The sequence below is a fragment of the Cupriavidus sp. GW823-FHT07A04 genome (assembly GCF_058794615.1).
The window spans coordinates 23,895-46,906 of record NZ_JBXAHA010000019.1; the positions used below are offsets into that span (position 1 = coordinate 23,895).

The following is a 23,012-nucleotide window of genomic DNA, read 5'->3' on the forward strand; positions in this document are numbered from 1 at the left end:
GGTCAATTCGGTTGATGCTTGTTGATGCTGGCTGATGCCGCTTAATCCGCGTGGATATTGGCCGCTTGCGCGATCTTGCGCAGGCGCGCGATCTCGCTGGTGACGCGCGCGCGGTATTCGCCGGCGCTGCCGTACTCGGGCTCGAAGCCGTTGGCGGTCATGCTCTGCTGCAGCGCGGGATCCTTCATCATGCTGGCAATGGCGGCGTCCAGCGTCTGGCGCACCGGCGCGGGAATGCCCTTGGGCGCGACGATGGCAAACCAGGTGCTGAGCGACACGCCGGGATAGCCGCTTTCGATCGCCGTGGGCACCTGGGGCAACAGCATCGAACGCGCGGCGCTGGTGACGGCGATGGCCTTGACCTTGCCGCCCTTGATTTGCGGCGCGGCTGCCACCACGGTATCGACCGACAGCGGGATCTGATTGCCGATCAGGTCGGCCATGGCGGGCGCGCTGCCTTTGTACGGTACGTGCAGCAAGCCCATGCCGGTCGCCGCGTTGATCATCTCGCCCGCGAAGTGCGCGGTGGTGCCCGCGCCATAGGAGCCGTAGGACATGCCGCCCGGCGTGGCCTTGGCCTCGGCCACCAGTTGCTTGAGCGTGTCCGCCTTGACCGCCGGATTGGCCAGCAGCACTAGCGCGGTGGAGCCGACCATGCCGAGCGGCTCGAAGCTCTTGAGCGAGTCGTAGGGCAGGCGCGAGTATGTGACCGGATTCACGGTGAACGTGGTGGCGGCACTGAGCAGCAGGGTATAGCCGTCAGGCGTGGCTTTCGCCACATAGTCGGCACCGACGATCGTGCCCGCACCGGCCTTGTTCTCCACCACCACGGATTGCCGCAGCACTTCGCCCAGCTTGCGCGCCACCAGGCGGGCCAGCACATCCGTGGAGCCGCCCGGGGGAAACGGCACTACCAGCTTGACCGGCTTGTCCGGGTACGTCTGGGCCAGCGCCGGCCCGGCAGCCGCCAGTGCTGCGCAGGCGGCGGCACCGCCAATGATGCATCGGGCCACGCCGCTGGTCATGCCCAGCGTCCATCTTGTCATGTGCGTTGCAAACATCTGTGTTTCCCCTTGTGTTGCGATCAATGTGGTCGATGTTGTCGAAATGGTCAATGTGGCCCGGTGCGCCGGTCCTGGCCGGCGCCGCCGTGGTGGCTTACAGCGCCGGGCGGATGCGCCCGGCAGGATTGGCCTGCTCGAACAGTTGCGCAAACGCCAGCAGCGCGCGCTCGCCGCGATACTTGCCGACGATCTGCAAGCCCACCGGCAAGCCGTCGTCGGTAAAGCCGCAGGGCACCGAGATGGCGGGATGGCCCGTGATGGTGATGCGGTAGCACGAGCGCATCCAGCCGATATAGCTAGGCATCTGCACGCCTTCGATGCGCTGCGGATACTCGGTTTCGACGGCGAACGGCGTCACCTGCGACACCGGCGCGATCAGGAAATCGTAACGCGCCAGCAACGCCTGCATGCGTGCAAACATGCGGCTGTGGGCCCGCGCGGCTTCCGCCATCGCGGCGCCGTCCTGGGCCAGGCCCAGATCGATGTTCCAGCGCACCGTTTCCTTCATCCGTTCGCCATGCTCGGTGCGCGCCGCGCCGTAATTGGTGGCGAACGCCAGCGCGCGCAGCACCTCGAAGGCGTGGTCGGCCCCGCTGAAATCCGGCTCCGCCTCGTCCACCGTGCAGCCCAGCGCCTGGCACTGGCGAATCCCCTCCTGCAGCATGCGGCTCACCGCCGGCTCGAACGGCAGCCCGCCGAGCGTCGGGCTGACCGCCACGCGCAGGCCCTTGCCATCGATCCGGGGCAGGGTGGCGAAATCGCTGGCGTCGGCAGCGATTGCCAGCGGGTCGGCCGGATCGTCGCCGGCCAGCACGCTGAACATCAGCGCCACATCCGCCACCGAGCGGCCCATCGGCCCGCCCACCGTGAGCGTGTTGAAGGCATGGTTGGCCGGCGTCATCGGCACGCGGCCGATCGACGCTCGCAAGCCCACCACGTTGCAGAAGCTGGCCGGGTTGCGCAGCGAACCGCCCATGTCCGAGCCATCGGCCAACGCGACCATGCCCGCGGCCAGCGCCGCCGCGCTGCCACCACTGCTGCCACCCGCCGATACGTCCTGGCGATAGGGGTTGCGCGTGGCGCCGAACACGGCATTGAAGGTGTGCGAGCCCGCGCCGAACTCCGGCAGGTTGGTCTTGCCCAGCATGATGGCGCCCGCCGCCCGCTGGCGCGCCACCACGGCACTGTCCTGCGCCGGCACGAAATCCCGGTACACGGCGGAGCCAAAGGTCGTGCGCACGCCTGCGCTCAGGAAGGAATCCTTGTGCGCCACGGGCAGGCCAAACAGCGGCCCGGGCACGGCGCCGCGCGCCAGCGCCGTGTCGGCCGCATCGGCCGCTGTCTGTGCCTCGTCGAAGGTGGTGGTGACGATGGCGTTGATGGCCGGGTTGACGCGCTGGATGCGCGCGATATGCGCGTCAACCACTTCGCGCACGCCGAGTTCGCGGGTGCGGATGGCGCGGGCCATTTCCACGGCGCCCAGGTAGCAGATGTCTTCCATGAGGTTACGGTCTCCTTGCTTGGCTATTGCATTTTTGTCGGCGCCCCGCTGCCGCATGCCGCCTTGCATACGCTGCGCGGCGGGGCATGGCGTAACGATAAGGGCAGCCGGGCCGGTTCCCGCGAAGGGGCGTGTCGCAATGCCAACAGCATCTGCGGTCCTTGCATGCCAGTTCACGCCCGCCCGTGGCGTGGCGCGGCGCACTACCCGCACCGCCACGGTGCCGTTTGCGCGAGAACCTGCCGCGCAGGCCGCGCTGCACGGCATTTCGGCACCAATGGCGCTCGGGCCGGTTAGAAAGCTGCTTTCTAAAATCAGCAAGGCAAGTGCAGGCAGGAATTATCATTGTGCAAAGGCCGGTGCGGCATTGCAGCGCGCCGCCCGCCTATCTCACCACCAGCGCGCAAGCCAGAAGCACGGAAGCCGGAAGCAAAACCATGAAGCTCACATCGATCCACGCGGTACCGCTGGCCTATTTCCTGGAGGTGGCGCAGCGCGGTTCGCTCAGTGCGGCCTCTGCCTCGTTGCATGTCGCGGTGTCGGCCATCAGCCGGCAGGTGGCCCGGCTCGAAGCGGAACTCGGTACGGCGCTCTTTGAGCGCGAGCCGCGCGGCATGCGCCTGACCGAGGCCGGACTGGTGGTGCAGCAGTACGGACGCCGCGCCTTCCTCGACGCGCAGACCCTGCAGGCCGATCTCCAGGGCTTGCTTAGCGTGGCGCACAGCAAAGTCAGGCTGGCCTGCACCGACGGCTTTGCGCGGGACTACATGCCTTACGCGATGGCGCTGTTCCAGCGCCGTTTCCCCGGCGTGAGCTTTTCGCTTGAAGTCTGCGCGCCCGCGGTCGCCACGCGCATGGTCCGCGAGGGCACGGTGGACCTGGCGCTGACGTTCGCCATCGCGGCCCAGGAAGGCATCGAAGTTGCCTATTCGGAAGCCGCGCCGGTCTATGCCTATGTAGCGCGCAAGCATCCGCTGGCCGCGCTCAAGCGCGCCAGCCTGAAGGAAGTGGTTGCGTATCCGCTGGCGCTGCCCAGCGAAACCAACACCATCCGGCAACTGTTCGACCTGGCCTGCGGCGTGGAGGGGCTGCGCCCGCGCATATTGCTTAGCAGCAATTCACTGAGCGCGCTGGTGGGCTACCAGGCGTACGCGGACGCGGTGTACCTGACGGGTTCCCTGGCGGTGCGCAACAACCTGCGCGCGGAGCGGCGCGTGCTGGTGCCGATCGCCAGCCGCGCCATGCAGCAGCGCGCGCTGCAGATACAGACCATGGCGGGGCGCCACCTGCCGCCGGCGGTGCGCGCCTTCGTCGAATGGCTCGCCGAGGACATCGCCGGGCGGCGCCGCGCGGTGCCGGACCAGCCGGCACGCCGGCGCGCGGGCCAGCCTCAGGCATGAAACGCCGGCACGGGGCCGGTGCTTAACCCGTCAGCAATCTTGTCGGCGAGTAACCGCACTTTGGATTTGCCGTGCCCGCTGCCTATGATGGAGAAACGTATCCGGAGCACCAAGCTGGCGGGTGCGGATCATAGCCAGCGGCCATCGCGCCAAGGAGGGCGGACATGTCAAACCACACCTACAAACTGGTCGAGATCGTGGGCTCGTCGCCGGACGGCTGCGACGCGGCGATCCGTAGCGCCATCGAGAAGGCGAGCGAGACCATCAAGCATATCGACTGGTTCGAAGTGGTTGAGACACGCGGGCACATCGCGGACGGCAAGGTTGCGCACTTCCAGGTCACGCTGAAGATTGGGTTTCGCGTGAGCTGAGCTGCGCGGCATCGTCCGCGTGGCTATACAACTGGTTCAGCGCTGCGTCGGGCGCGTCGCGCAGGAAGGCGAGCATCTTGTCGATGAAGGGCGCATTGGCGGTGCGTGGCACTTGCCGCACCCAGCGGATGGCCTCGTGTTCCTGGCCGCATAGCGCCAGCGCGCGGGCGTAGTTGAACTGGCCGCGAAAATCGCCGCCTTCGGCGGCGCGGCGGTAGTAGTCCATTGCCACGGCTGCGTCGCGTTCTACTTCCCAGCCGTCCTCGTAGAAGCCGCCCACGATATTGAGCGACTTGGCGTGCCCCATGTCGGCGGCCCGCAGATACCAGTCGAGCGCTTGCGGGCGGCTGGCGGCAATGCCGCGGCCCAGCACCAGCGCGGTTGCCAGGTTGTACATGCCCCAGTCGGAGCCGCGCTGCGCCGCGAGCGTGTACCACTGCGCTGCCGCGTGATCGTCCTGCAGCGTGCCCCAGGCGTTTTCGTAGCAACGGCCAGTCATGTTCGAGGCCCCGGCGTGGCCGGCGTGCGCGGCGTGCTTGAACCACGCGAAGGCGCGGGCTTCGTCGCGCTCGACGCCGTGGCCGGCGAGAAACCACTGGCCGAGAATCATTTGCGCTTCGAGGTTGCCTTGCACGGCGGCGCCGCCCAGCCAGGGCAGCGCCAGGTGTGGCGGCTCGCGCAGCTTGTCGGCCAGGCCGTTGGGGCCAAGCTGGTCAAGCTCTCCGGGAGAGACGATGCGCAAGGAGAGTGTAGCCAGTGTTTCCGGTGTTTCCATATGGGGCGATAAAGTAAAAACGGCACACCGTGCCGCAAGGGTGGTGTGCCGTGTGCGGGCTGGCCGGCCAGCAAGACCGGTCAGCAGCGCAGGGTTTGCCGAGCGCTTGCCGCCGCTTAATAACGCACGTTGAGGCTCAGGACACCGGAGCGTCCGGGAGCGATCGATGCGTAGTGGCTGGCGAAGGCCTGGTTGTAATAGACCTTGTCGGCCAGGTTGAACACATTGAGCTGCACCGCCACGTTCTTGTTGATGCGATACGAGGCCATCGCATCAAAGCGCCAGTACGAGGGCACCCACTTGTTGGTGGCTTCGCTGCCCCACACCTTGGAGACGTAATACGCACCACCGCCTACCGTGAGGTTGGGGATGATCTGATAGGTGCTCCACACGCTGAAGCTGTCCGCTGGCGTGTTGGGGAAGGACTGGCCGTTGGTGGCGCCGAAGGCCGCACCGGAGCCGCCGTTGTTGCGCAGTTCGCTCTTCAGGTGCGTGTAGCCGCCGAATACGGCCCACTTGTCGGTGACGTTGCCCGAGAAGCCCAGTTCTACGCCGTCCACGCGCTTGTTGCCGGCCATGGCGGCGGTGCCGTCCTGCTGCGTGATGCGCGCATTGGTGGTTTCCACGCGGAAGATCGCGGCGGTCAGCGCCAGGCGCTTGCGCAGCACGTCCCACTTGGTGCCGATCTCGAAGGCGCGGTTCTTTTCCGGTGCGAGGTCGGAGCCGGGATTGCGGCCACTGCGGTCCGGCCCCAGTGCGTTGCCGTCGCTGCCTTGGGCCAGGAAGGAGCCGGCCGGGGTCGACGAGGTGCCGTAGGAGACGTAGAAGCTGGCGTTGTCCACCGGCTTGTAGACCACGCCCAACTGGTAGTTGAACAGGTTGTCGTCGCGTGAGTACTCGGCGCGGGTGCCGTTGGCGGCGCGGGCGGCCTGGAACTCGGTGCTGTAGCGGTCAAAGCGCACGCCGGCGTTGAGCAGCCACTGCTTGTTCAGCTCGATCGAATCGAAGGCGTAGACCGAGCTGGTGTTGGTCTTCGAGTTGGTCGGGTTGTTCGCGCGGCTGATGGCGCCAGCCCATGGGTCGTTGGGGTTCGGGTTGTACAGCGTGGTGCAGTTGTAGCCGCCGGCAGCGCCCGGGCCGCTCGGGCAGCGGTTGCTGCCGGTCGCCACGTTGTAGCTGTCGTTCTCGCTCTTCTCTTGCGCGAACTCCACGCCGAAGGCGTACTTGTGCTTGATGGTGCCGGTGGCGAACTCACCCGACAGGTCGGTCTGGTTGGCAATGGTGTTGGCGGTGGCCACACGCGTATTGGCGCGGCGCCAGATCATCCCGTAGTACAGATTGCCCTGGCTGTCGTCCGGCTGGGTCCAGATGAAGTCCTGGCTGGTCTTGGCAATACGGGTCTGGTTGCGGAACTTGAGCGCGGGGCTGAAATCGTGCTCGAAGCGGATGGTGCCCATATCGGCCTTATCCTTGCGGAAGTCGCGATCGGACAAGCCGTAATAGGTGTTGCGCGGCACGTTCACCGGCGAGCCGTCGCCGGCAACGCTCAGGCGCGGGCGGCCATCGGTGCGGCGATTGAAGGTGGGGTTGTTGTACGGGATGCCGGTGTCGGGGATATCGTCCGACTGCATGTGGTAGTAGGACAGCGTCAGGCGGGTGTCGGTACCCAGGCCGAAGGCCACGGAGGGCGCAAAGCCCCAGCGACTCTGGTGCGTGGTATCGCGCCCGGCGACGCCGGCATCGTGATACATGGCGTTCAGGCGGAAAGCCGCGTGGTCGGCGAACTTCCAGTTGCCGTCGACCGTGGCGCGCTTGTAGTCTGCGTTGCCGACGCCAATGTTGCCTTCGGCGAAGCTGGTCAGCTTGGGCGCCTTGCTGACGATATTGATGCTGCCGCCGGCCGAGCCGCGGCCGTCGTAGGCGCCGGCCGGGCCCTTGGTGACCTCGACGGATTCGACGTTGAACAGCTCGCGGCTTTGCGAGCCGATGTCGCGGAAGCCATCCAGGAAGGTGCTGGCCTGCGCATCGTAGCCACGGATAAAGGGCCGGTCGCCAACCGGGTTGCCGCCTTCGCCGGCACCGAAGGAGATTCCGGGTACCGTACGCAGCACATCGCTCAGGCTGGTCGAGCCGGTGCTCTGGATCACTTCCTGCGGAATGATGGTGATCGACTTGGGTGTATCGAGCAGGGCGGCGGGCGTCTTGATCGACGATGCGGTGTCCGCCTTGAAGCCGCTTTCGTTGGCGCCACTGACGGTTACCGCGGGCAATTCCACGGCGGCAACGGTCGTGCTGACCGATTGGGCAGCCACCGGCGCGGCTGCGACCGCCATGCCGACGGCACCGGAAAGGCGCGGGATGACGTTATGTTTCTTGTTCTTCCGGACGACAAAAGCGGTCTGCACGAATTCCCCCGATTTCTTGAATGATGTTGCGAATGAGAGGGATTATCATTTGCGTTTCATATGTCAGTCAAGACATACATGCATAGCGTCTGTAGCGAAAACGTTACATGTTGGGGGTTGCGGTATGGGAATACATGCCGTGGCGCGAGCGGCTCCCGCGCGCCACGGCGGCGACCCACCTCGGCTCAGTAGCGCAGGTTGACGTTGAAAATGGCGGCGCGGAGGCAACGCGGAGCCCGCGCTGGTCGGCGCGATCCCGCTCGGCTCGCTGCCCTGGCCGACCACGGCGCCGGCTGCCGTGGACGAGGTGCCGTAGGACAAGTAGACACTGGCGTTTTCCGCCGGCTTGTAGACCATGCCGAGCTGATAGTTGAAGAGGTTGTCGTCACGCGTGTGCGTGCTGCGTGGGCCGACGCCACCGTTGGCGCCGGCCGGCCCGCTGGTAACCTCGACCGACTCGATGTTGAACATCTCGCACGATGGCGCGCCGATGTCGCGCATGCCATCCAGGAAGGTGCTGGCCTGCGCATCGTAGCCACGGATAAAGGGCCGGCCGCCAACCGGGTTGCCGCCTTCGCCCGCGCCAAATGCAATGCCGGGCACGGTGCGCAGCGCCTCGGCGAGGCTGGTGGAGGCGGTGCGCCATCACCTATTCAAACTGATAGGAGTAAGTCGCGTTCAGGCGCGGCGACCGGCGCGCGGCATTGGTCGGCTTGTCGCCAACCGGCTGCGCCACCGAGACATCCAGCGTGTAGTAGCGCCGGTCCGAGAAGCGCAGGCCGATGGCCACCGATTGCAGCGTGCGGTGCACCAGCGACAAACTGTTCGAGTACACGCGCGCCATGTCAGTCAGCACGTAAGGCTGCACGGTCTTCAGGTAGGTCAGGCCGGGCGTAAAGAGGCGGTTGATCTCAGCCGACGCGCCCCAGCCCTTGTCGCCCGCCACCTCGCCCGCCGGATAGCCGAGCCCGAAGAAGCGGCCGCCAAAGCTGATCTGCTCGCTCGACGCCAGGCGCTGCCCGCTGTACTGGCCCGCCGCGGATACCGCTACGCCGAAGCCCCAGGGCAAGTCGGTGGCCTGCGACACCACTAGCCGGCTGCGCACGAAGTCCAGGTCGTTGACGTTGTTCTCACGGCTCGCGCCGAGCGCGTTCATGCCTTTGTAGACGCCTAGCGTGGCACTGCGGGTCTGGCCCTCCTGCCGCTGCACATAGGCGAGTTCCGCGCTCAGCACGCGCACGTGCGTGGTCAGCGCGATCTGGCTGCCCGTGCCCGACTGCGTGTAGCGCTCGAACTGGTCGTTGGCATAGAGGCCGCCGGTAGCCGTGAGCGAGTATGCGTTGTTGAGGATCACCGGATAGCTGAGCGTGCCGCCGAGGCGCTTGGTGTCGTTCACGTAGCGCGTATCGAAGCCGATCTGCGCCAGCGTGCCGTTTTGCGGCACGCCACGGTAATGCGAGGCGCTCAGGCGGGCCATCATGCCCTCGGTGCCGATCGGCTGGCCGTAGCTGGCGACGTAGTATTCCTCATGGTCCGGGCCCCGGGGCGCCAGCGCGGAGACCGATATCTGTTCTCCCAGCGGCGTCAGGCTGTTGGTGGTGGCGGTGAAGATGCCGCGCACGCTCGGATCCTTGTAATCCAAGCCCATGCCAAACGTAAAGGGCTTGCGCTTGACCTCGAGCACCATCTCGCAGGCGCCGTCCGTGGTCTGCGGCGGTTGCACGGTCGCGGCCACCTGCATGCCGGGCTGCAGCGCCAGCACGTTGACGTAATGCTCGAAGGTCTCGCGGCGCAGCGGCTGGTCCTGCATCAATTGCTCTGCGATGGCGCGCAGGCGGCCTTCGGCCGGGCCCGCTTCGCCGCGGATCGTGATGGTGGAAACATGGCCCTCCACCACGGTGACCAGCACATTGCCATTTTCGAAGCTCTGCGCCGGGACAAAGGCGAAGGACAGCGGAAAGCCGCGTTGCTGGTACATCTGGGTGACTTCATTCGCTACCGCCAGCAGCTGGCCCACCGTGATTTCCTTGCCGGCCAGCGGTGCGAACCTGGCTGCGATCTCCGCGAATGGGATCGCCTTCACGCCTTCGATCTGGAATCGCTGCGGCGTGAGCTTGCTGGTGAGCAGGTTTTGCAGCGCGGAGTCTGGCCGTTCGACCTGCACGGTGACATTGCTCTGCGGCGGGCGCGCGGGCGCGATGCTAGGCAAGGTTTGCGTGGGATCGCCCAGGATCGGGCTGCGTGGCTCCGCAAGGATACTGTTGCAGGCGCCGATGCCGAGCAGCAATGTGGCAACACGCAGGTGTGTGTGCGTCATGGTAATACCCCTGGATCCGTAAAAATCAGCATGCGGCTTTAACGCGCTGTGCCAATGACGCCAGGGGTGCCGCTACCCTTGGCGCTGCTGCGTGGCCGATCGCGTTCTCTTTTAAAAGGGGCGCGTCGAACGCGCCCCCTTTTTTTAATTCTTACATGCAGGCGCACGAAGCGCGAAGCATGTATTGCCTGCTTGACACTTAGCGCTTGCCGCCGAGGCCGCCCAGCAGGCCACTCACGAGGCCGGTAACCGGCGCCAGTGCGTTGTTGCCCGAGCCGCTGCCGCTGCCTGCGCCATTGCCGCCGGTGACACCAGCGACGATGCCGGTAACCGGTGCGAGCGCATTGCCTGCGCCGCCACCCGAGGCACCGCCAGCTGCGCCGGTGACCGTGCTCACCACGCCGCTGACAAGGTTGGTGACAGGCGCGAGCGGGCTGCTTGCGCTGCCGCTGCCGAGGCCGCCGGTGAGCCCGCCGGTCAGGCCACTGACCAGGCTGGTGACGGGCGCGAGCGGGCCGCTTGCGTTACCACCGCCCAGGCCGCCGGTGAGCCCGCCCGTCAGGCCGCTGACCAGGTTGGTGACAGGCGCCAGCGGGCCGCTTGCGTTGCTACCGCCCAGGCCACCGGTGAGCCCACCGGTCAAGCCGCTGACCAGACTGGTGACGGGCGCGAGCGGGCCGCTTGCGCTGCCACCCGTCAGACCACCCGTGAGGCCGCCCAGCAGGCTCGTGACCGGCGCCAGCGGGTTGCCAGTACCCGTGCCGCTCGGGTTGTAGGCCACGCCGCCAAGCGCGGCCACCGTGCTGCCCGCGCCAGCGACGATGCCGCCCACGCCCGACATCACCGGCGTGTTGGTCTGCTTGATTGTGTTGCCCGCCGTGGCCAGGCCGCCGCCAAGCGTCGCCAGGAGATTGTTGACCGGAGCTCCCAGGCCGGTTGCCGCCCCGAGCGTCTGCGTGGTGCTGGTGAGTTGCGAGGTGAGCGGCACGATGAGCCTGCTGACGCCGCCGGTGAGCTGCTCCACGGGGCCGGTCGAGAGGGCCGCGCCGAGCTGGGCGCCCGCGCCATTGACCGCGGTGCCGACTTGCGAAACCAGTGAGCCCACCGGTGTGGTGACGGCTGCCAGGGGCGACAGCGGACCGCTGCCCAGGCCGCTGACGAGCGAGCCGGCGTTGGTCACGGCATTGCCCACCTGACTGACTACGCCGCCGGTGCTTGCCACCGTGGTGCCGAGCGGGTTGGTGGCATTAGGGATGTTGCCCAGGCCGTTTTGCACGCCGTTGCCCAGGGTGCTGACCGCGGCGCCGAGCGAACCGACCACGCCACCCAGGCCATCCTTGGATTGGGTCGAGAGAATCGGCAGGTTGGTGTTCTTGATCTGCGTGCCGAGGTCGCTCACAGCGTTGCCGGCGGAGGTCACGACGCCACCCGCCTGATCGACGATCTTGCTGGTCGGCGTCAGCGCGGCCGTGTTGCCACCGTTATTGCCACCGTTGTTTCCGCCATTGTTTCCGCCATTGTTGCCGCCGTTGTTCCCACCGTTATTGCCGCCGTTGCTGCCACCGCCCGTGCTGGCGTTGGTGCCGCTGCCGCCGGCGGTGCCTGCGCTGGTACCGCCGCCATTGCCGGTGCCCGCACCACTGCCGGTATCCATGGACGTTGTGCCACCACCACTTGCGCAACCGCCAAGTGCCAACAGCGAGCCGAGCAGTGCCGTGATGAGGATCTGTTGAGTACGCATGACCTTTTCCCTTTTTTCTTCCCGTCGTGAAATCACGGAGCGCGTGGCGCCTGCCGTGGTGTCACTCCATAGCGCAAAGGGTGTGCCAGTGCGTGCCAGCATGCCGCCGGCTCGTGCGCGGACGCCGGATAAAAACGCGCCAAGCCTTGCCGCGCTTGGGTTTGAAGAGGATGAGACATAGCCGGTAAAGGACCAGACATGAGCGCGCTGTGCGGTGTTTCAGTGTTACGCGTTACGTAACGCCGCGGCGCCCATACGGAACAACGCGGACTTGTTCCCTGCGCCGCTGCCGCATGCCACCGTGTCGGCAACGTGTGGGCAGGCGGTGCGTGCGCAGTTGCGCATCGGGAACATCGAGGGGGGAACATGTTACGTAGCACGTAACACGCCGCGCGGCTTGGGGGCGCCTTGCTGTGCAACGTGACGCGTGACTGGCCCATGTTCGCCATCCCGCGTCAATCAACGGTTTGCGCGGCGGCGCCAGCGGTGATGGCCTGCCTTGCCGACAGCGTGCCATGCAGCTGGCACGCAGCTTGCGGTATTGACTCCCGACAAGCGCGGCGCACAGCGCGGCGCGGAGCAAACGCCCTCGTCGTATTGCGGTATTGCGTTCCGCGCTCAAGGCTTCGCATGCATCGTCCAAGAGCCAATTCGATTGCAGTTCCAAAGGAGAACCTTCCGCGAGGAAGACCAGGAGATCCCATGAAAGCGCATTTCGCCCCGATGTCATCCATGACCCTCGCCTGTGCCGCCGCACTGTTGCTGCTGGCAGGTTGCTCCTCCGGCGGATCCGGCAGCGGCGTGAGCCCCAGCGCCGTCACGCCAACCACGCCCCCTCCGAATACACCGGCTGCGACGCCCGACACCACGCCCACCGCCAAGGTTACTGAAGGCGTGGGCAATACGGTGGTGGCAGCGGGCAATGCGGTGAGCGATATCGGCAAGCAGATCCAGGCTGCGCAAGTGCCGCTGCTGCCTGACGCCACGCGCAACGCGCTCGGCGGCGTAGTGGTAAATGCGGGGAACACGGTTGGCACGCTAGGCGTGGGTGTGCGCGACGGCCTTGGCAAGATGGGTGCAGTCACCGATCCGCTTGGCATCACCGTGTCCAGCACGGGCAACGTGGTGCAGAAAGCCGGCGTCACGGTATCGAGCGCGGGCGATCTCGTGAGCAGCCTCGGCACCGGGCAACTGGCGCCGCTAGGCGCGGTGACCACACCCGTGGGCGGCCTGGTCAATCAGGTTGGCGGCGCGGTGACGATGGCCGGCGGCAAGCTCGGCGAGGCGCTCTCGACCGGCCCCGTGGCGCAAGTCACCGGCAGCGTGAGCAAGGTGATCGTGCCGCTGACCACGCAGGTCACCACCGCTACGCAAACGGTTGGCGGAGCCACCGGCCTTGGCGCGCCGCTGGACAAGCTGCTGGCAACCCTCGGCAACTCCGTGGCCAGCGGCGGCAGCCTGCTGACCAATACCCAGGCCCCATTGGTCTCCAGCCTTGGCGGTGTCGTGACCGAGGCCGGCAAGACCGTCGCCGGGGCCGGCGTGCTGGTGCACGGCAACGGCACCGGCGGCAATCCGCTCGGAGGGTTGCTCGGCAACCTGCCTCTTGGCGGCATCGCGGGCGGCTCCAGCTCGGGCACGGGCGCAGGCGCGGCAGGCATGCTGGCTCCCGTGACAGGCTTGCTGGGGGGCGTGACGGGTGGTGCTGCCGCGGGCACTGGCACTGCCGGCGCGCTGGGACCTTTGGCCGGTTTGCTAGCGCCTGTGACGGGCGTGCTGAGCGGCGCGCGCAACGCTGCAGCGGGTGCGGCTACGACGACATCGAGCACGCCGAACACGCCGGGGCTGACCAATCTGCTCGGTGGCCTGGCTCGTTAATTGTTGATCTGAATACGTCGAATACGTCGATACGTCTTTACGGTGCGCAGTTGTCCTTACCCCGCGGCTGCGCATCCTTTTACATCACACCGCGCCAAATGGCTCACCCGAACGGGTGTGGTATTTGACGCGAGTAGAACTTTTGCTCTTTAAAAAACACTGTTTTCAAACGGACGTCAGCCATTATGCTGAGACAACTATAACTCCAAGGGGGGGTATGGTTGATACATGGCTTTGATCTATAAATTGTTCACCAGCGTTACCGCTCGGTACTAACCTGGCCACAAGAGCGAGGCGGTATCGGAGGGGTAAGCGGACGCTGCGTGATGACATAAATTAAAATCGGAGTGACATCATGAAAAACGCTTTGGCACGCTTTCTTCGGGACGAACAAGGGGCAACTGCAATCGAGTACGGGTTGATTGCAGGTCTCATTGCTCTGGCTCTTATCACTACGGTCACCCAACTAGGCACCGACGTCGGTGCCCTGTTCAGTCGCTTGAGCAGCAAGGTCACGGCCATTCTTCCCGCATCCGGTGGCTAAGTGTTAGCCCTAATTGCCGCGTTATTCTGCGCGGCAATCATCTGGACCGATTTCGCTTATCGCAAAGTACCAAATGCCGTGCTGGTTGCCACGATTGTGGCAATGAGCCTGGCGCTTGCGTTCGGGCCGCCTCCTGAGCCTGGGGTGGCTTCCCGGCTGCTCGGCTTTCTGGCGGGCCTGCTGGTCATGTTGCCGGTTTATGCACTCGGCCGCATGGGCGCGGGCGACATCAAGTTCTTTGCCGTCACAGGCTTGTTCACTGGCCCCATGGGGCTGGTGACGGTATGGGTCGTCGGCAGCCTGCTGGCGCTTGCGCATGCCTTGCTGGTGCGCATGCAAGCTGGCGCGGTCTGGGCTGTATGGCGAGACCATTTCACAAGCTTGTTGCAGCGAGGCGGCGGCATGAGCGTCCCCGGTGCGGTGCGCCATACAGCGGAGGAGCGCGGCATTCCGTACGCCGCGTACCTTGCGATCGGTTTGTTGGTCTGGATGATTTTGGGAAGGTAGCTGCCGCGCGGGCGAGGGGCTGTTAGCCAACCGCCTGTCGCCCGCGCCACCGGTCGGCGCAAAAAGTAAAAGATAACCGGGTGAAGTATGCCATTGCGGGGAAACCATGCCGTGCGGACGCGCTCGTCCGGAACGGCTGCGCTTGAATTTGCCATCGTGCTGCCGGTTCTTCTGGCTGTCGTGATCGGCATTGTCTATTTCGGCATCGTGCTGGCCCTGCAGCAGACACTGACGCTTGCTGCGGAAGAAGGTGCCCGTGCAGCCCTGCGTTACCCCAGTGGGGCATCGGCCAATAACGCGGCTGCCACGCAAGCCTTGCGGGTGAGCGCGGCTTCGACGACGGCTTTGGCTGTGCTGCCTGCCTCAATCAGCAGCGTCATTCCCACCGCCAATATTGCGCAAGTTGTCTCCTGCGCCAATCCAAGCGGCTCGGTATGCGTGACGGTAACGCTGAACCTTCCCTCAAGCGCGATCTTGCCGGTCATACCCGGGGTACCGATTCCCACAACGCTGACTGGCAGCGCGACGGTGCAACTGGCACCTGACACATGAGGATCTGCCCACGCCACGAGCGGACGCCGTTTGTCGACATGTGCCTAAGCCAGATTCCATTTATCCAAACCAGAGAGTTCGCATGACCAGCAAACAGATCCGCGTGCTTGCCATCGCGCTGCTCGTCCTTGCCGCGTTGCTGGCGTTGCTCGCGTGGCGCGTGGCGCGTACGCCGGCCAAACCAGCGGAGCCCGTAATGGCAAGCATGCAGTCGTATCCGGTGGTGATCACAGTGAAGCCGATCGAAGCCGGCAAGCCGGTCCCCGTCGACGCGCTCAAGGTAGAGCAATTGCCCATCAATCCGGCGGGGGCTTACACCGAAGTGGCCCGCGTGGCAGGCCAGGTGCCGCTGGTTGGCATCGGCGCGAACGTGCCGGTACTGGAAAGCCAGCTGCTGGCGGGCCTTGCCACTCAGGTGAAAGAGGGCGAGCGCGCGGTGGCGGTTGCGGTCGATGAAGTGATTGGCGTTGGCAACCAGGTGCAGCCGGGCGACTTTGTCGATGTGTTCGCGGTGTTCCGCCGCGATGGCCAGGAGATCGCAGGCAGCCAGGCGCGCATGCTGCTCGCGCGCCTGCGCGTGCTGGCCTATGGTGCGGGGACGGTCAATGAAGCCGCCAAGCCCCCGCCCGAGCAAATGATGGCGCGCCGCGAAGGCGCGAAGACCGCCGTGCTGGCAGTGCCGGTGGCCAACGTCGGCAAGCTGGCTATCGCACAGCAAACCGGGCGCCTGTTGCTGGCCCTGCGCAATCCCGACGATCCGGATGTTCCCACCGAAGGCCTGTTTGAGGATCCCGCACCGGTCATGCAGGCAAAGACGCAGGCAAAAGGCGGGGCGCCTGCCGCAGCGCTGGCGCCATCCGATCGCGCAATGGCAGGCGTTGCGCTGGCAGGGATCGCGGGTGGGGCACGAGGTGAAGCGCTTCCTGTCAAGGCAGCGCCATCGCCTGTCCCGGCACCTGCAGCCATCGCGCAGCGCCCCCATGGCGCGGGCGCGAGCAGCGTCGCGCAGAACAGTGTTGAGATGATCCGCGGCGGCAAGCGCGAGATCGAATGAAGCCAGGCACGCCGTCGTGGTCGAAGCATGCCTCGTGCACGCCCGCCGGATTGCATTTGGATTGGTGTTTTCAGTGTTACTTCTGGATAGTCGATTGATGAAATCCATTCTTGCCGGGGCCGCCACCATCCTGGCCGTCTGCTGCACCGTCCCCGCGGCGTGGGCGCAGCAGGCCGATGGCGGCGTGCGTGATCTGAGGCTGGTGGTGGGTAGCCAGCGTGAGCTACGTCTGAACAGGCCACTGGAACGCGTGGCGATCGGCAACCCTGCCGTGGCGGATGCGTTGCTGCTAAAGAGCGGCTCGGGTGCCAACGGCGTGCTGGTGGTGGCCAAGAAGCCCGGCGCTACCGAGCTGATGGTTTGGCCACGTGGCGAAGCCGCGCAAACCTACCGGGTGCAGGTGGATGCGACGCGAGGCGAGTCCGGCGATCCCGACGTGACAGTGTCGGGCGGGGGCGCACTGATCAGCGGCGAGGCGCGTGATGCGCAGGCTTCGCTGCGCGCCCAACTGGCGGCGCGCTCGGCCACCGCTACCGCCGAAGGCAAGGGTGGTGTGGTGATCGATCGCTCCACGATTCCGGTCAGCAGCACGGTGCAGGTCGACGTGAAAGTGGTCGAGGTCAGCAAGACCGTGCTCAAGGAGGTGGGGTTCAATTTCTACCGGAACAACGGCGGCTTCGCCTTTGGCACGTTCTCCCCGTCGTCGCTGAACAAGTTCACTTTCACACCGCGAACGGACTCCACGCCGGGTTCGTTCAGTGCCGACATCAGCTCGCCGATGAGCAGTGCCTTCAATCTTGTCGCGGCGTCATTCTCGCGCGGGATCTTCGCCAACCTGAGCCTGCTTGAGAGCAATGGCATGGCGCGGGTGCTGGCCGAACCGAGCCTGGTGGCGCTGTCCGGGCAGAGCGCGAGCTTTCTTGCCGGCGGGGAGATCCCGATCCCGGTGCCGCAGGCACTCGGCACGACCACCATCCAGTTCAAGCCCTTCGGCATTGGCCTGACCGTGACGCCCACCGTGCTAGCCAAGGATCGCATTGCCTTGAAGGTGGCGCCTGAAGCCAGCGATCTCGATCCGTCACGCGGCATATCGATCAACGGTGCCATGGTGCCTGCCATTGTCACCCGCCGCGCCGACACCACGGTGGAACTCGGCGATGGCGAGAGCTTTGTGATCGGCGGGCTGGTCAGCCGCACCACGGTCAGCAACGTCAACAAGGTGCCTTTGCTCGGCGACCTGCCGATCATCGGCACCTTCTTTCGCAACCTGAACTTCAACCAGGAAGACCGCGAGCTGATGATCGTGGTCACGCCGCGCCTGGTGCGCCCGCTCGCCAAGGGCGCGGCGGCCGTGGCCGCGGTCAGCGAGGATGGACGCACCAGCGGCAACCCCAATGTGTGGGGCCGGTATGTGCTTGGCGAATACGTCGATCCGACGCTGCCAGGGTTTTCAAAATGACATTGGGCAAGCAGGACGACGGCGCAAGGCAGGGTCAGATGGACTTCTTCCTGTTCAACACCGCACAGCCGGAGCCGCGCCAATGGCTGGCCAACGCGCTCGGCAACCTGGGCCGGCTGGTCGTCGAGGCTGGCCCGCAGGATGCCTTTGTGGAGCAGATCGCCACGGTCAATCCCGGCATGGTCTTCCTGCATTTTTCGCGGGAGCAGGCGCTGGCATCAAGCCGGCTGGCCGAGCACGTGACGAAGCTGTACCCGGGGCTGCCGCTGGTGGCGGTGGGCAACGCGGGCGAGCCGGACATCATGCTGGCGGCGCTGCGGGCTGGCGCCAAAGATTTCATCGACATGACCGCGCCGCCGGCCGGCGCGATCGAGATCGTGCGCAGGCTGCTGGCGGTGCGCGGCCACGCGGAGCCGGCGCGCCGGGGCAAGGTCGTGGCGGTGCTTGGCGCGCGCGTGGGCGTGGGTGCCACAACGCTGGCTACCAACCTCGCGGCAGCGGTGCGCAAGCGCAGCCATGGCGAAGTGCTGTTGATGGACCTGGGGCTGCCGTCGCGCGACGGCTCGTTGTACATGAACATCAGTCCCGGCTTTCACTTTGTCGAAGGCGTACGCAACCTGCGGCGCTTCGACCAGGTTTTCGTGCAGACGGCGCTGGCGCGCCACGGCAATGGCGTGGCCGTGTTGCCGCTGCCGGCCACGCTGGCGGAGATGCGGGATATCTCGTTCATGGAGGCGCTTGGGCTGCTGAATCGCCTGCGCGCCTTTTTTGACCTGCAGGTGGTGGACCTGGGCGGCTTTAGCAATGTCGATTTCATGGCGCACCTGGTCAAGGCCGCCGACATGGTGGTGTTGGTGGTGGACCAGAGCGTCGGCGCCATCGTCTCGGCTGCGGAGTTGCTCCAGGAGTTGAAGAAGCGCGAGGTGGAGCGCGAGGACCTGCACTTGCTGGTCTCGCGTTTCGAGGCGCGCCTGGGCGTGGACGCCCAGCAGATCGCGCAGCGCCTGGAGGCGCCCTCGGTCGGCACCTTGCCCGACCGGCGCGAGCCGCTGGTGCTGGCGCTCAACCGTGGCGTGGTGCTGGCCGATGACAGCCCCGCCGATCCCTATGTCCGTGCCATTGGCCAGTTGGTGGATCGGCTGGGATACCGTGCCGGCACTGCAAGCGAAGCTGGCTTGCTGGGCCGGGTAAAAGAAAAACTGCCCGAAGCGCTACGCGCCATGCGCGTGATACGCGCTGAGCGGGCTGGGAACTGACATGTCGCAAGCCATCGAATTCTCCGATAACTCCGCCGCGCCTTTTCCTGCTTCGCAGGAATTCCAGAACATCAAGGAGGCGGCCCATGAGCATCTGCTCACCCGCATTGAGGAGCTGGGCGCGGAGTTCGGCCGCTGGTCGCGCACCGCGATCAACCGCTTTGTCGACCTGGAACTGGAGAGCTTCATGCGGCTGCGCCGCATCCCCATCAACGAGGCCGAGCTGCATCAGATCGCCGAGGCGCTGACCAAGGAGCTGGCGGGCTTCGGTCCGATCGAGGACTTGCTCAACGACCCGGCGGTGGAAGACATCCTGGTCAACGGGCACCTGGATGTCTACGTCTCCCGGCATGGCGTGCTGGAGCGCATCCCCGTGCGCTTTGCCGATAGCGGGCATCTGCTGCGCATCGTGCGCCGCATCCTGGCGCCCATCGGCCGGCGGCTGGATGAGTCCAATCCCATGGTCGACGCACGCCTGCCGGATGGCGGGCGCATCAACGTGGTGATTCCCCCGCTGGCGCTGGCCGGCCCGGTGGTGTCGATCCGCAAGTTCCGCAAGGACCCGCTGACGCCCGCGGACCTGCAAGGCCTGGGCACCATGAGCCCCGAGGTCAACGAACTGCTCGAGGCCGCCGTAAAGGCCCGCTGCAATATCCTTGTCAGTGGCGGCACCAGTTCGGGCAAGACGTCGCTGCTCAATGCGCTGGCCACCTATGTGCCCGACGGCGAGCGCGTGATCACCATCGAGGACACGGCGGAACTGGCGCTCAACCATCCGCACGTGGTGCGGCTGGAGAGCCGCCCTGGCGGCTTCGAAGGCACGGGCGTGGTGTCGATCCGCGACCTGCTGCGCAACAGCCTGCGGATGCGGCCCGACCGCATCATCGTGGGCGAGGTGCGCGGCGGTGAGGTGCTGGAAATGCTGCAGGCCATGAGCACGGGGCACGATGGCTCCATGGGCACCATCCACTCGAGCAGCCCGCGCGAGTGCCTGTACCGACTGGAGATGCTGGCCGGCTTTGCCGGCTTCCAGGGCAGCGAGGCCAGCCTGCGCCGGCAGATCGCCAATGCCATCGACTTTATCGTGCAGATCGGCCGGCTCTCCAACGGCAAGCGCCGCATCCTCTCGATCACGGAAGTCACCGGCCTTGGCGACAACATCATCTCGACCCAGGAGCTGTTCCGCCACGAGCCGTTCGTCGGCCCCGACGGCAACGAGGTAGACCGCTGGCTCTCGCTTGGCATCCTGCCGCATTCGCCCAAGCTGGCGCGCATGCGCCCGACCAACTTTGGCCTGGACGACCGCTTCGATGTCTAGCGCGGCGCTGGTCGTTGCGGCGGCCGCTCTCGTCTTGCTGGGACTGGGCCTGCTGATGCTGTCCAGCGCCAAGGCGCGCGCGCAGGAAGAGAGCGCGCGTGCGTTCCTGCAAGCGCAGACCGAGCAGGTCAAGGCACGCTATGCGACTACGCCGGAGCCGCAAGCCGGCAAGAAGCAGCACGACCTGCGGCGCAAGTGGGCGGATTTCCTGCGCCGTGCGGACCTGGCGCCGACGCGGCGCACTTATGCGTTGTGGGGTGGTTCCATCATCGGCTTGGGGCTCGTGGGCGTTGCCATGGGCGGCTGGCTGGCTGCATTAGCCGCGCTGTCAATCGGGGTGGTGATCCTTTATTTCATGCTCTGGAACCGAGCCCGTCGTACCGGGCAGAGACTTCGCCAGCAGTTGCCGTCGTTTCTCGATGCGGTAGTCCGGATGATGAGCATCGGAAGCAGCGTGCCTTCGGCCTTTCAGGCTGCCATCGGCAATGCCGAGGCGCCATTGCGCCAGTGCCTGGTACAGGCCATCCACTTGCAGCGCGCAGGCAAGGAACTGGATCAGGCGGTCTTGCAGGTCGCGCGGATCTACCAGGTCGACGAACTGATGCTGCTGTCTTCCGTGCTACGGCTCGCGGTGCGCTACGGCGGTCGCGCGGACATTGTCATGGAGCGTACCGCCGCCTTCATGCGAGACCGCGAGCAAGCGCAACAGGAACTGCATGCGCTGTCGTCCGAGACGCGGTTGTCGGCCTGGGTACTTGGCATGCTGCCGATGGTGGTGGCGGGGATGATGTTCGTGATGAATGCCGCCTACATCATGATGATGTGGCGCGACCCGGCCGGCAAGACGCTATTGCTGGTTGCCGTGATACTGGAAGTGATGGGGGCGGCCATGCTCTATCGGCTGGCCAAGTCGGTATAGGAACAAGGGACCATGGATAGCACTACCTTGATCTCGCTGAGCCTATGCGCGGCGGCCATCGGGCTAGCGGCCCTGGCCTTGCCGCTGGTGGGGCAATGGCGGCAACGTCACCGCGCCGAGCGCACCATCGACGCTGCGCTCTCGCGACAGGCTGCCGCGGCTGCCGCCGTGCCGGATGCTCCCGCCACTGCTCCGGCCAGCACAGCCAATGTTGCCAACGCCGCCGCGGCACAAAGCGCCGGCGCTCGCATTGGCGTGCGGCTGGGCAGCCAGCTTAGCAAGCGCTTTGACCAGCGCTGGCTTGAGTCGCCTTTGGGCAAGGCCGTGGTGACAGCGGAAGAGCAGCGATTGCTTGAGCAGTGTGGCCTTTACGGTGACAAGGCCCGGGCCATATTTGGAGGACTGCGCCTGTCATTACCGGCGGCGTTGGCGGCAGGGGTCTTTGCATGGCGTTTGCCCACATCGCTGATGGGCGCAACGATGTGGGCCTTCGTCACGTTCGCGGTGTTTTTCCTGGCGCCCAAATGGGCGCTGCAGCGTCGGGCCAGCAGTCGCATGCTGCGCCTGGAGGATGAGTTGCCTGTGCTGGTCGACATGCTGCGCCTGTTGCAGGGAGTGGGGCTGTCGATCGATCAGAGCCTGCAGGTGATCGTGGCGGAGTTCGGCGGCATGCTGCGCGTGCTTGGCCCTGAACTGATGCGTGCCAACCAGCAGTTTGCCTCGGGCCGGTCGCGCGACCAGACGCTCCAGCGCATCGGGAAGTTGTTCGATAGCGAGGACCTGAAGAGCCTGATCACCATGCTTAGCCAGGTGGATCGATTTGGCGGTGCCGTTCAGGAGCCGCTGCGGCAATTCGGCTTGCGCCTGCAGGAATCGCGCAAGGCGCGCATGAAAGAACAGGTGGGGAAGCTGACCGTGAAGATGACTGCCGTCATGGTGGTGACCATGCTGCCCGTATTGCTGATCATCACGGCCGGACCCGGCTTTTTGGGCGTGATAAGAATGCTGGCGCATATGTCGGGGGGACCGAAATGAACAAACAAGACAAGCGCTCGGGAAGCAGGACGAGATATCGATCGCTTTGGCCCGCACACTCTTTAACCACCCTGGCATCGGCCCTGGCCCTGGCCGTGCTATCCGGCTGCGGCACCAGCCTGGCTACCCGCATGAGCGATCAGGCCGATGCCCAGGTGGAGCTGTCCAAGCTGCGCGACAAGCAGGACCGGGCCATCTACGACGATAAATCGGTCTACCTCGGCCTGATCGGCAAGATGCAGGAAGAGGGCCTGTACTTCGCGTCGCTTGCGCATATCGACGTCTACGAGAAGCGCTTCGGCGCGTCGCCGGCGATGACGCTGATGCGCGCGGACGCGTTGCGCGAGACCAATCAGGATGCCGCCGCCGAGCAGGCTTATCGCAGCCTGGCCGGCACTTCGGTGCAGGCGCGCGCTTACCACGGTCTGGGCCTGATTGCCGGCCGCAGGAACGACTTTGCCGCTGCCGCGACAGCGTTTCAATTGGCAGCCGGCGCGGATCCCACCAACGCGCAGGTGGCCAATGACCTGGGCTACGCGTTGATGCGCACGGGTGCGTTGGGCGAGGCGCGCGTGCCGGTGATGCAGGCCTTGCAACTCGATGGCAAGAACCCGCGCGTGGTGAGCAACGCGGCGGTCTGGCTCGCAGCCGACGGCAAGCGTGAGCAGGCGGCGTCGCTGATGCAGCGGGCCGGCCTGCCAGAGGCAACGCGCAAGGCGGTGTTGCAGGAAGCAGAGCGGGTCCGGCGCGCGAGCACGCAACGCGAACGCGTTGCCGCGCAGCAGGCCGTGGCGCAGACCGCGCCACAATCGGCCCGGCTTGCCGCCGCCGCGACACCCGGCCCGAACCATCAGCGCCTGACCGATATCCTCCAGGCCACGCCATGAGAGATCGCTGGATGGCACAACCGCGCAAT

Annotated in this window: 19 protein-coding genes and 1 pseudogene; 13 read left to right on the forward strand and 7 right to left on the reverse strand. The window is 65.9% G+C overall.

All coding sequences use genetic code 11. From position 1 onward, the window contains the following. Nucleotides 1–41: 41 nt before the first annotated feature. Together AC1Q7Q_RS29120 and AC1Q7Q_RS29125 are read right to left on the reverse strand one after the other, a co-directional pair. Nucleotides 42–1,046 (reverse strand): Bug family tripartite tricarboxylate transporter substrate binding protein, encoded by a 1,005-nt coding sequence (locus AC1Q7Q_RS29120; protein ID WP_492371306.1) that lies wholly within the window; start codon nucleotides 1,044–1,046, stop codon nucleotides 42–44. Between the two features lie 112 nt (nucleotides 1,047–1,158). Further along, nucleotides 1,159–2,565 carry an amidase gene (locus AC1Q7Q_RS29125; protein ID WP_492371307.1) on the reverse strand — a complete coding sequence of 469 codons (1,407 nt, stop codon included), beginning with the start codon at nucleotides 2,563–2,565 and terminating at the stop codon, nucleotides 1,159–1,161. 437 nt (nucleotides 2,566–3,002) lie between these two features. On the opposite strand from AC1Q7Q_RS29125, the gene AC1Q7Q_RS29130 reads away from it, so the two are divergent. Continuing rightward, entirely contained in the window at nucleotides 3,003–3,965 is a 963-nt protein-coding gene (locus AC1Q7Q_RS29130; protein WP_492371308.1) for a LysR family transcriptional regulator, read from the forward strand. A gap of 164 nt (nucleotides 3,966–4,129) precedes the next feature. Next, nucleotides 4,130–4,336, forward strand: coding sequence for a dodecin (locus AC1Q7Q_RS29135; protein WP_150991561.1), 207 nt, complete (start codon nucleotides 4,130–4,132; stop codon nucleotides 4,334–4,336). On the opposite strand, the gene AC1Q7Q_RS29140 is transcribed toward AC1Q7Q_RS29135, so the two are convergent. From AC1Q7Q_RS29140 to AC1Q7Q_RS29160, 5 genes and pseudogenes are all read right to left on the reverse strand, one after another. Beyond that, nucleotides 4,305–5,078: a tetratricopeptide repeat protein gene (locus tag AC1Q7Q_RS29140; protein ID WP_492387243.1), complete on the reverse strand. Its 774-nt coding sequence runs from the start codon at nucleotides 5,076–5,078 to the stop codon at nucleotides 4,305–4,307. The two genes, AC1Q7Q_RS29135 and AC1Q7Q_RS29140, sit on opposite strands and share 32 nt — an antisense overlap. Nucleotides 5,079–5,227: 149 nt before the next feature. Beyond that, complete coding sequence (locus AC1Q7Q_RS29145) at nucleotides 5,228–7,444, reverse strand: TonB-dependent receptor (RefSeq protein ID WP_492371310.1); 2,217 nt, start codon at nucleotides 7,442–7,444, stop codon at nucleotides 5,228–5,230. A gap of 480 nt (nucleotides 7,445–7,924) precedes the next feature. Further along, a pseudogene (locus tag AC1Q7Q_RS29150) lies at nucleotides 7,925–8,155 on the reverse strand (TonB-dependent receptor plug domain-containing protein); the annotation flags it as partial. 10 nt (nucleotides 8,156–8,165) lie between these two features. Further along, a complete protein-coding gene (locus tag AC1Q7Q_RS29155) occupies nucleotides 8,166–9,833 on the reverse strand; it encodes a ShlB/FhaC/HecB family hemolysin secretion/activation protein (protein ID WP_492371311.1) in 1,668 nt (555 codons plus the stop codon). 199 nt (nucleotides 9,834–10,032) lie between these two features. After that, the gene (locus AC1Q7Q_RS29160) at nucleotides 10,033–11,574 is read right to left on the reverse strand and encodes a collagen-like triple helix repeat-containing protein (protein ID WP_492371312.1); all 1,542 of its coding nucleotides are present in this window, start codon (nucleotides 11,572–11,574) and stop codon (nucleotides 10,033–10,035) included. A gap of 702 nt (nucleotides 11,575–12,276) precedes the next feature. Here AC1Q7Q_RS29160 and AC1Q7Q_RS29165 point away from each other — a divergent pair. The 11 genes from AC1Q7Q_RS29165 to AC1Q7Q_RS29215 all read left to right on the forward strand — a co-directional run bounded on the left by AC1Q7Q_RS29165 (nucleotide 12,277) and on the right by AC1Q7Q_RS29215 (nucleotide 22,983). Continuing rightward, nucleotides 12,277–13,452 (forward strand): collagen-like triple helix repeat-containing protein, encoded by a 1,176-nt coding sequence (locus AC1Q7Q_RS29165; protein WP_492371313.1) that lies wholly within the window; start codon nucleotides 12,277–12,279, stop codon nucleotides 13,450–13,452. Between the two features lie 355 nt (nucleotides 13,453–13,807). After that, nucleotides 13,808–13,996: a Flp family type IVb pilin gene (locus AC1Q7Q_RS29170; protein ID WP_492371314.1), complete on the forward strand. Its 189-nt coding sequence runs from the start codon at nucleotides 13,808–13,810 to the stop codon at nucleotides 13,994–13,996. Continuing rightward, complete coding sequence (locus AC1Q7Q_RS29175) at nucleotides 13,997–14,503, forward strand: A24 family peptidase (protein WP_492371315.1); 507 nt, start codon at nucleotides 13,997–13,999, stop codon at nucleotides 14,501–14,503. Nucleotides 14,504–14,590: 87 nt separating this feature from the next. Beyond that, nucleotides 14,591–15,055, forward strand: coding sequence for a TadE/TadG family type IV pilus assembly protein (locus AC1Q7Q_RS29180; protein ID WP_043357084.1), 465 nt, complete (start codon nucleotides 14,591–14,593; stop codon nucleotides 15,053–15,055). Nucleotides 15,056–15,137: 82 nt separating this feature from the next. Further along, entirely contained in the window at nucleotides 15,138–16,109 is a 972-nt protein-coding gene (gene cpaB, locus AC1Q7Q_RS29185; protein WP_492371316.1) for a Flp pilus assembly protein CpaB, read from the forward strand. A 97-nt stretch (nucleotides 16,110–16,206) separates the two neighbouring features. After that, a complete protein-coding gene (locus AC1Q7Q_RS29190) occupies nucleotides 16,207–17,568 on the forward strand; it encodes a type II and III secretion system protein family protein (protein ID WP_492371317.1) in 1,362 nt (453 codons plus the stop codon). A 38-nt stretch (nucleotides 17,569–17,606) separates the two neighbouring features. Further along, nucleotides 17,607–18,824, forward strand: coding sequence for a CpaE/TadZ family protein (locus AC1Q7Q_RS29195; protein ID WP_492371421.1), 1,218 nt, complete (start codon nucleotides 17,607–17,609; stop codon nucleotides 18,822–18,824). 1 nt (nucleotide 18,825) lies between these two features. Continuing rightward, nucleotides 18,826–20,142: a TadA family conjugal transfer-associated ATPase gene (locus AC1Q7Q_RS29200; RefSeq protein WP_492371318.1), complete on the forward strand. Its 1,317-nt coding sequence runs from the start codon at nucleotides 18,826–18,828 to the stop codon at nucleotides 20,140–20,142. Beyond that, nucleotides 20,135–21,061 (forward strand): type II secretion system F family protein, encoded by a 927-nt coding sequence (locus AC1Q7Q_RS29205; protein ID WP_492371319.1) that lies wholly within the window; start codon nucleotides 20,135–20,137, stop codon nucleotides 21,059–21,061. The genes AC1Q7Q_RS29200 and AC1Q7Q_RS29205 overlap by 8 nt, the downstream gene beginning before the upstream one ends. Before the next feature lie 12 nt (nucleotides 21,062–21,073). Beyond that, nucleotides 21,074–22,096: a type II secretion system F family protein gene (locus AC1Q7Q_RS29210; protein WP_492371320.1), complete on the forward strand. Its 1,023-nt coding sequence runs from the start codon at nucleotides 21,074–21,076 to the stop codon at nucleotides 22,094–22,096. Continuing rightward, the gene (locus AC1Q7Q_RS29215; protein ID WP_492371321.1) at nucleotides 22,093–22,983 is read left to right on the forward strand and encodes a pilus assembly protein TadD; all 891 of its coding nucleotides are present in this window, start codon (nucleotides 22,093–22,095) and stop codon (nucleotides 22,981–22,983) included. Before AC1Q7Q_RS29210 ends, AC1Q7Q_RS29215 begins: the two co-directional genes overlap by 4 nt. Nucleotides 22,984–23,012: the final 29 nt, after the last annotated feature.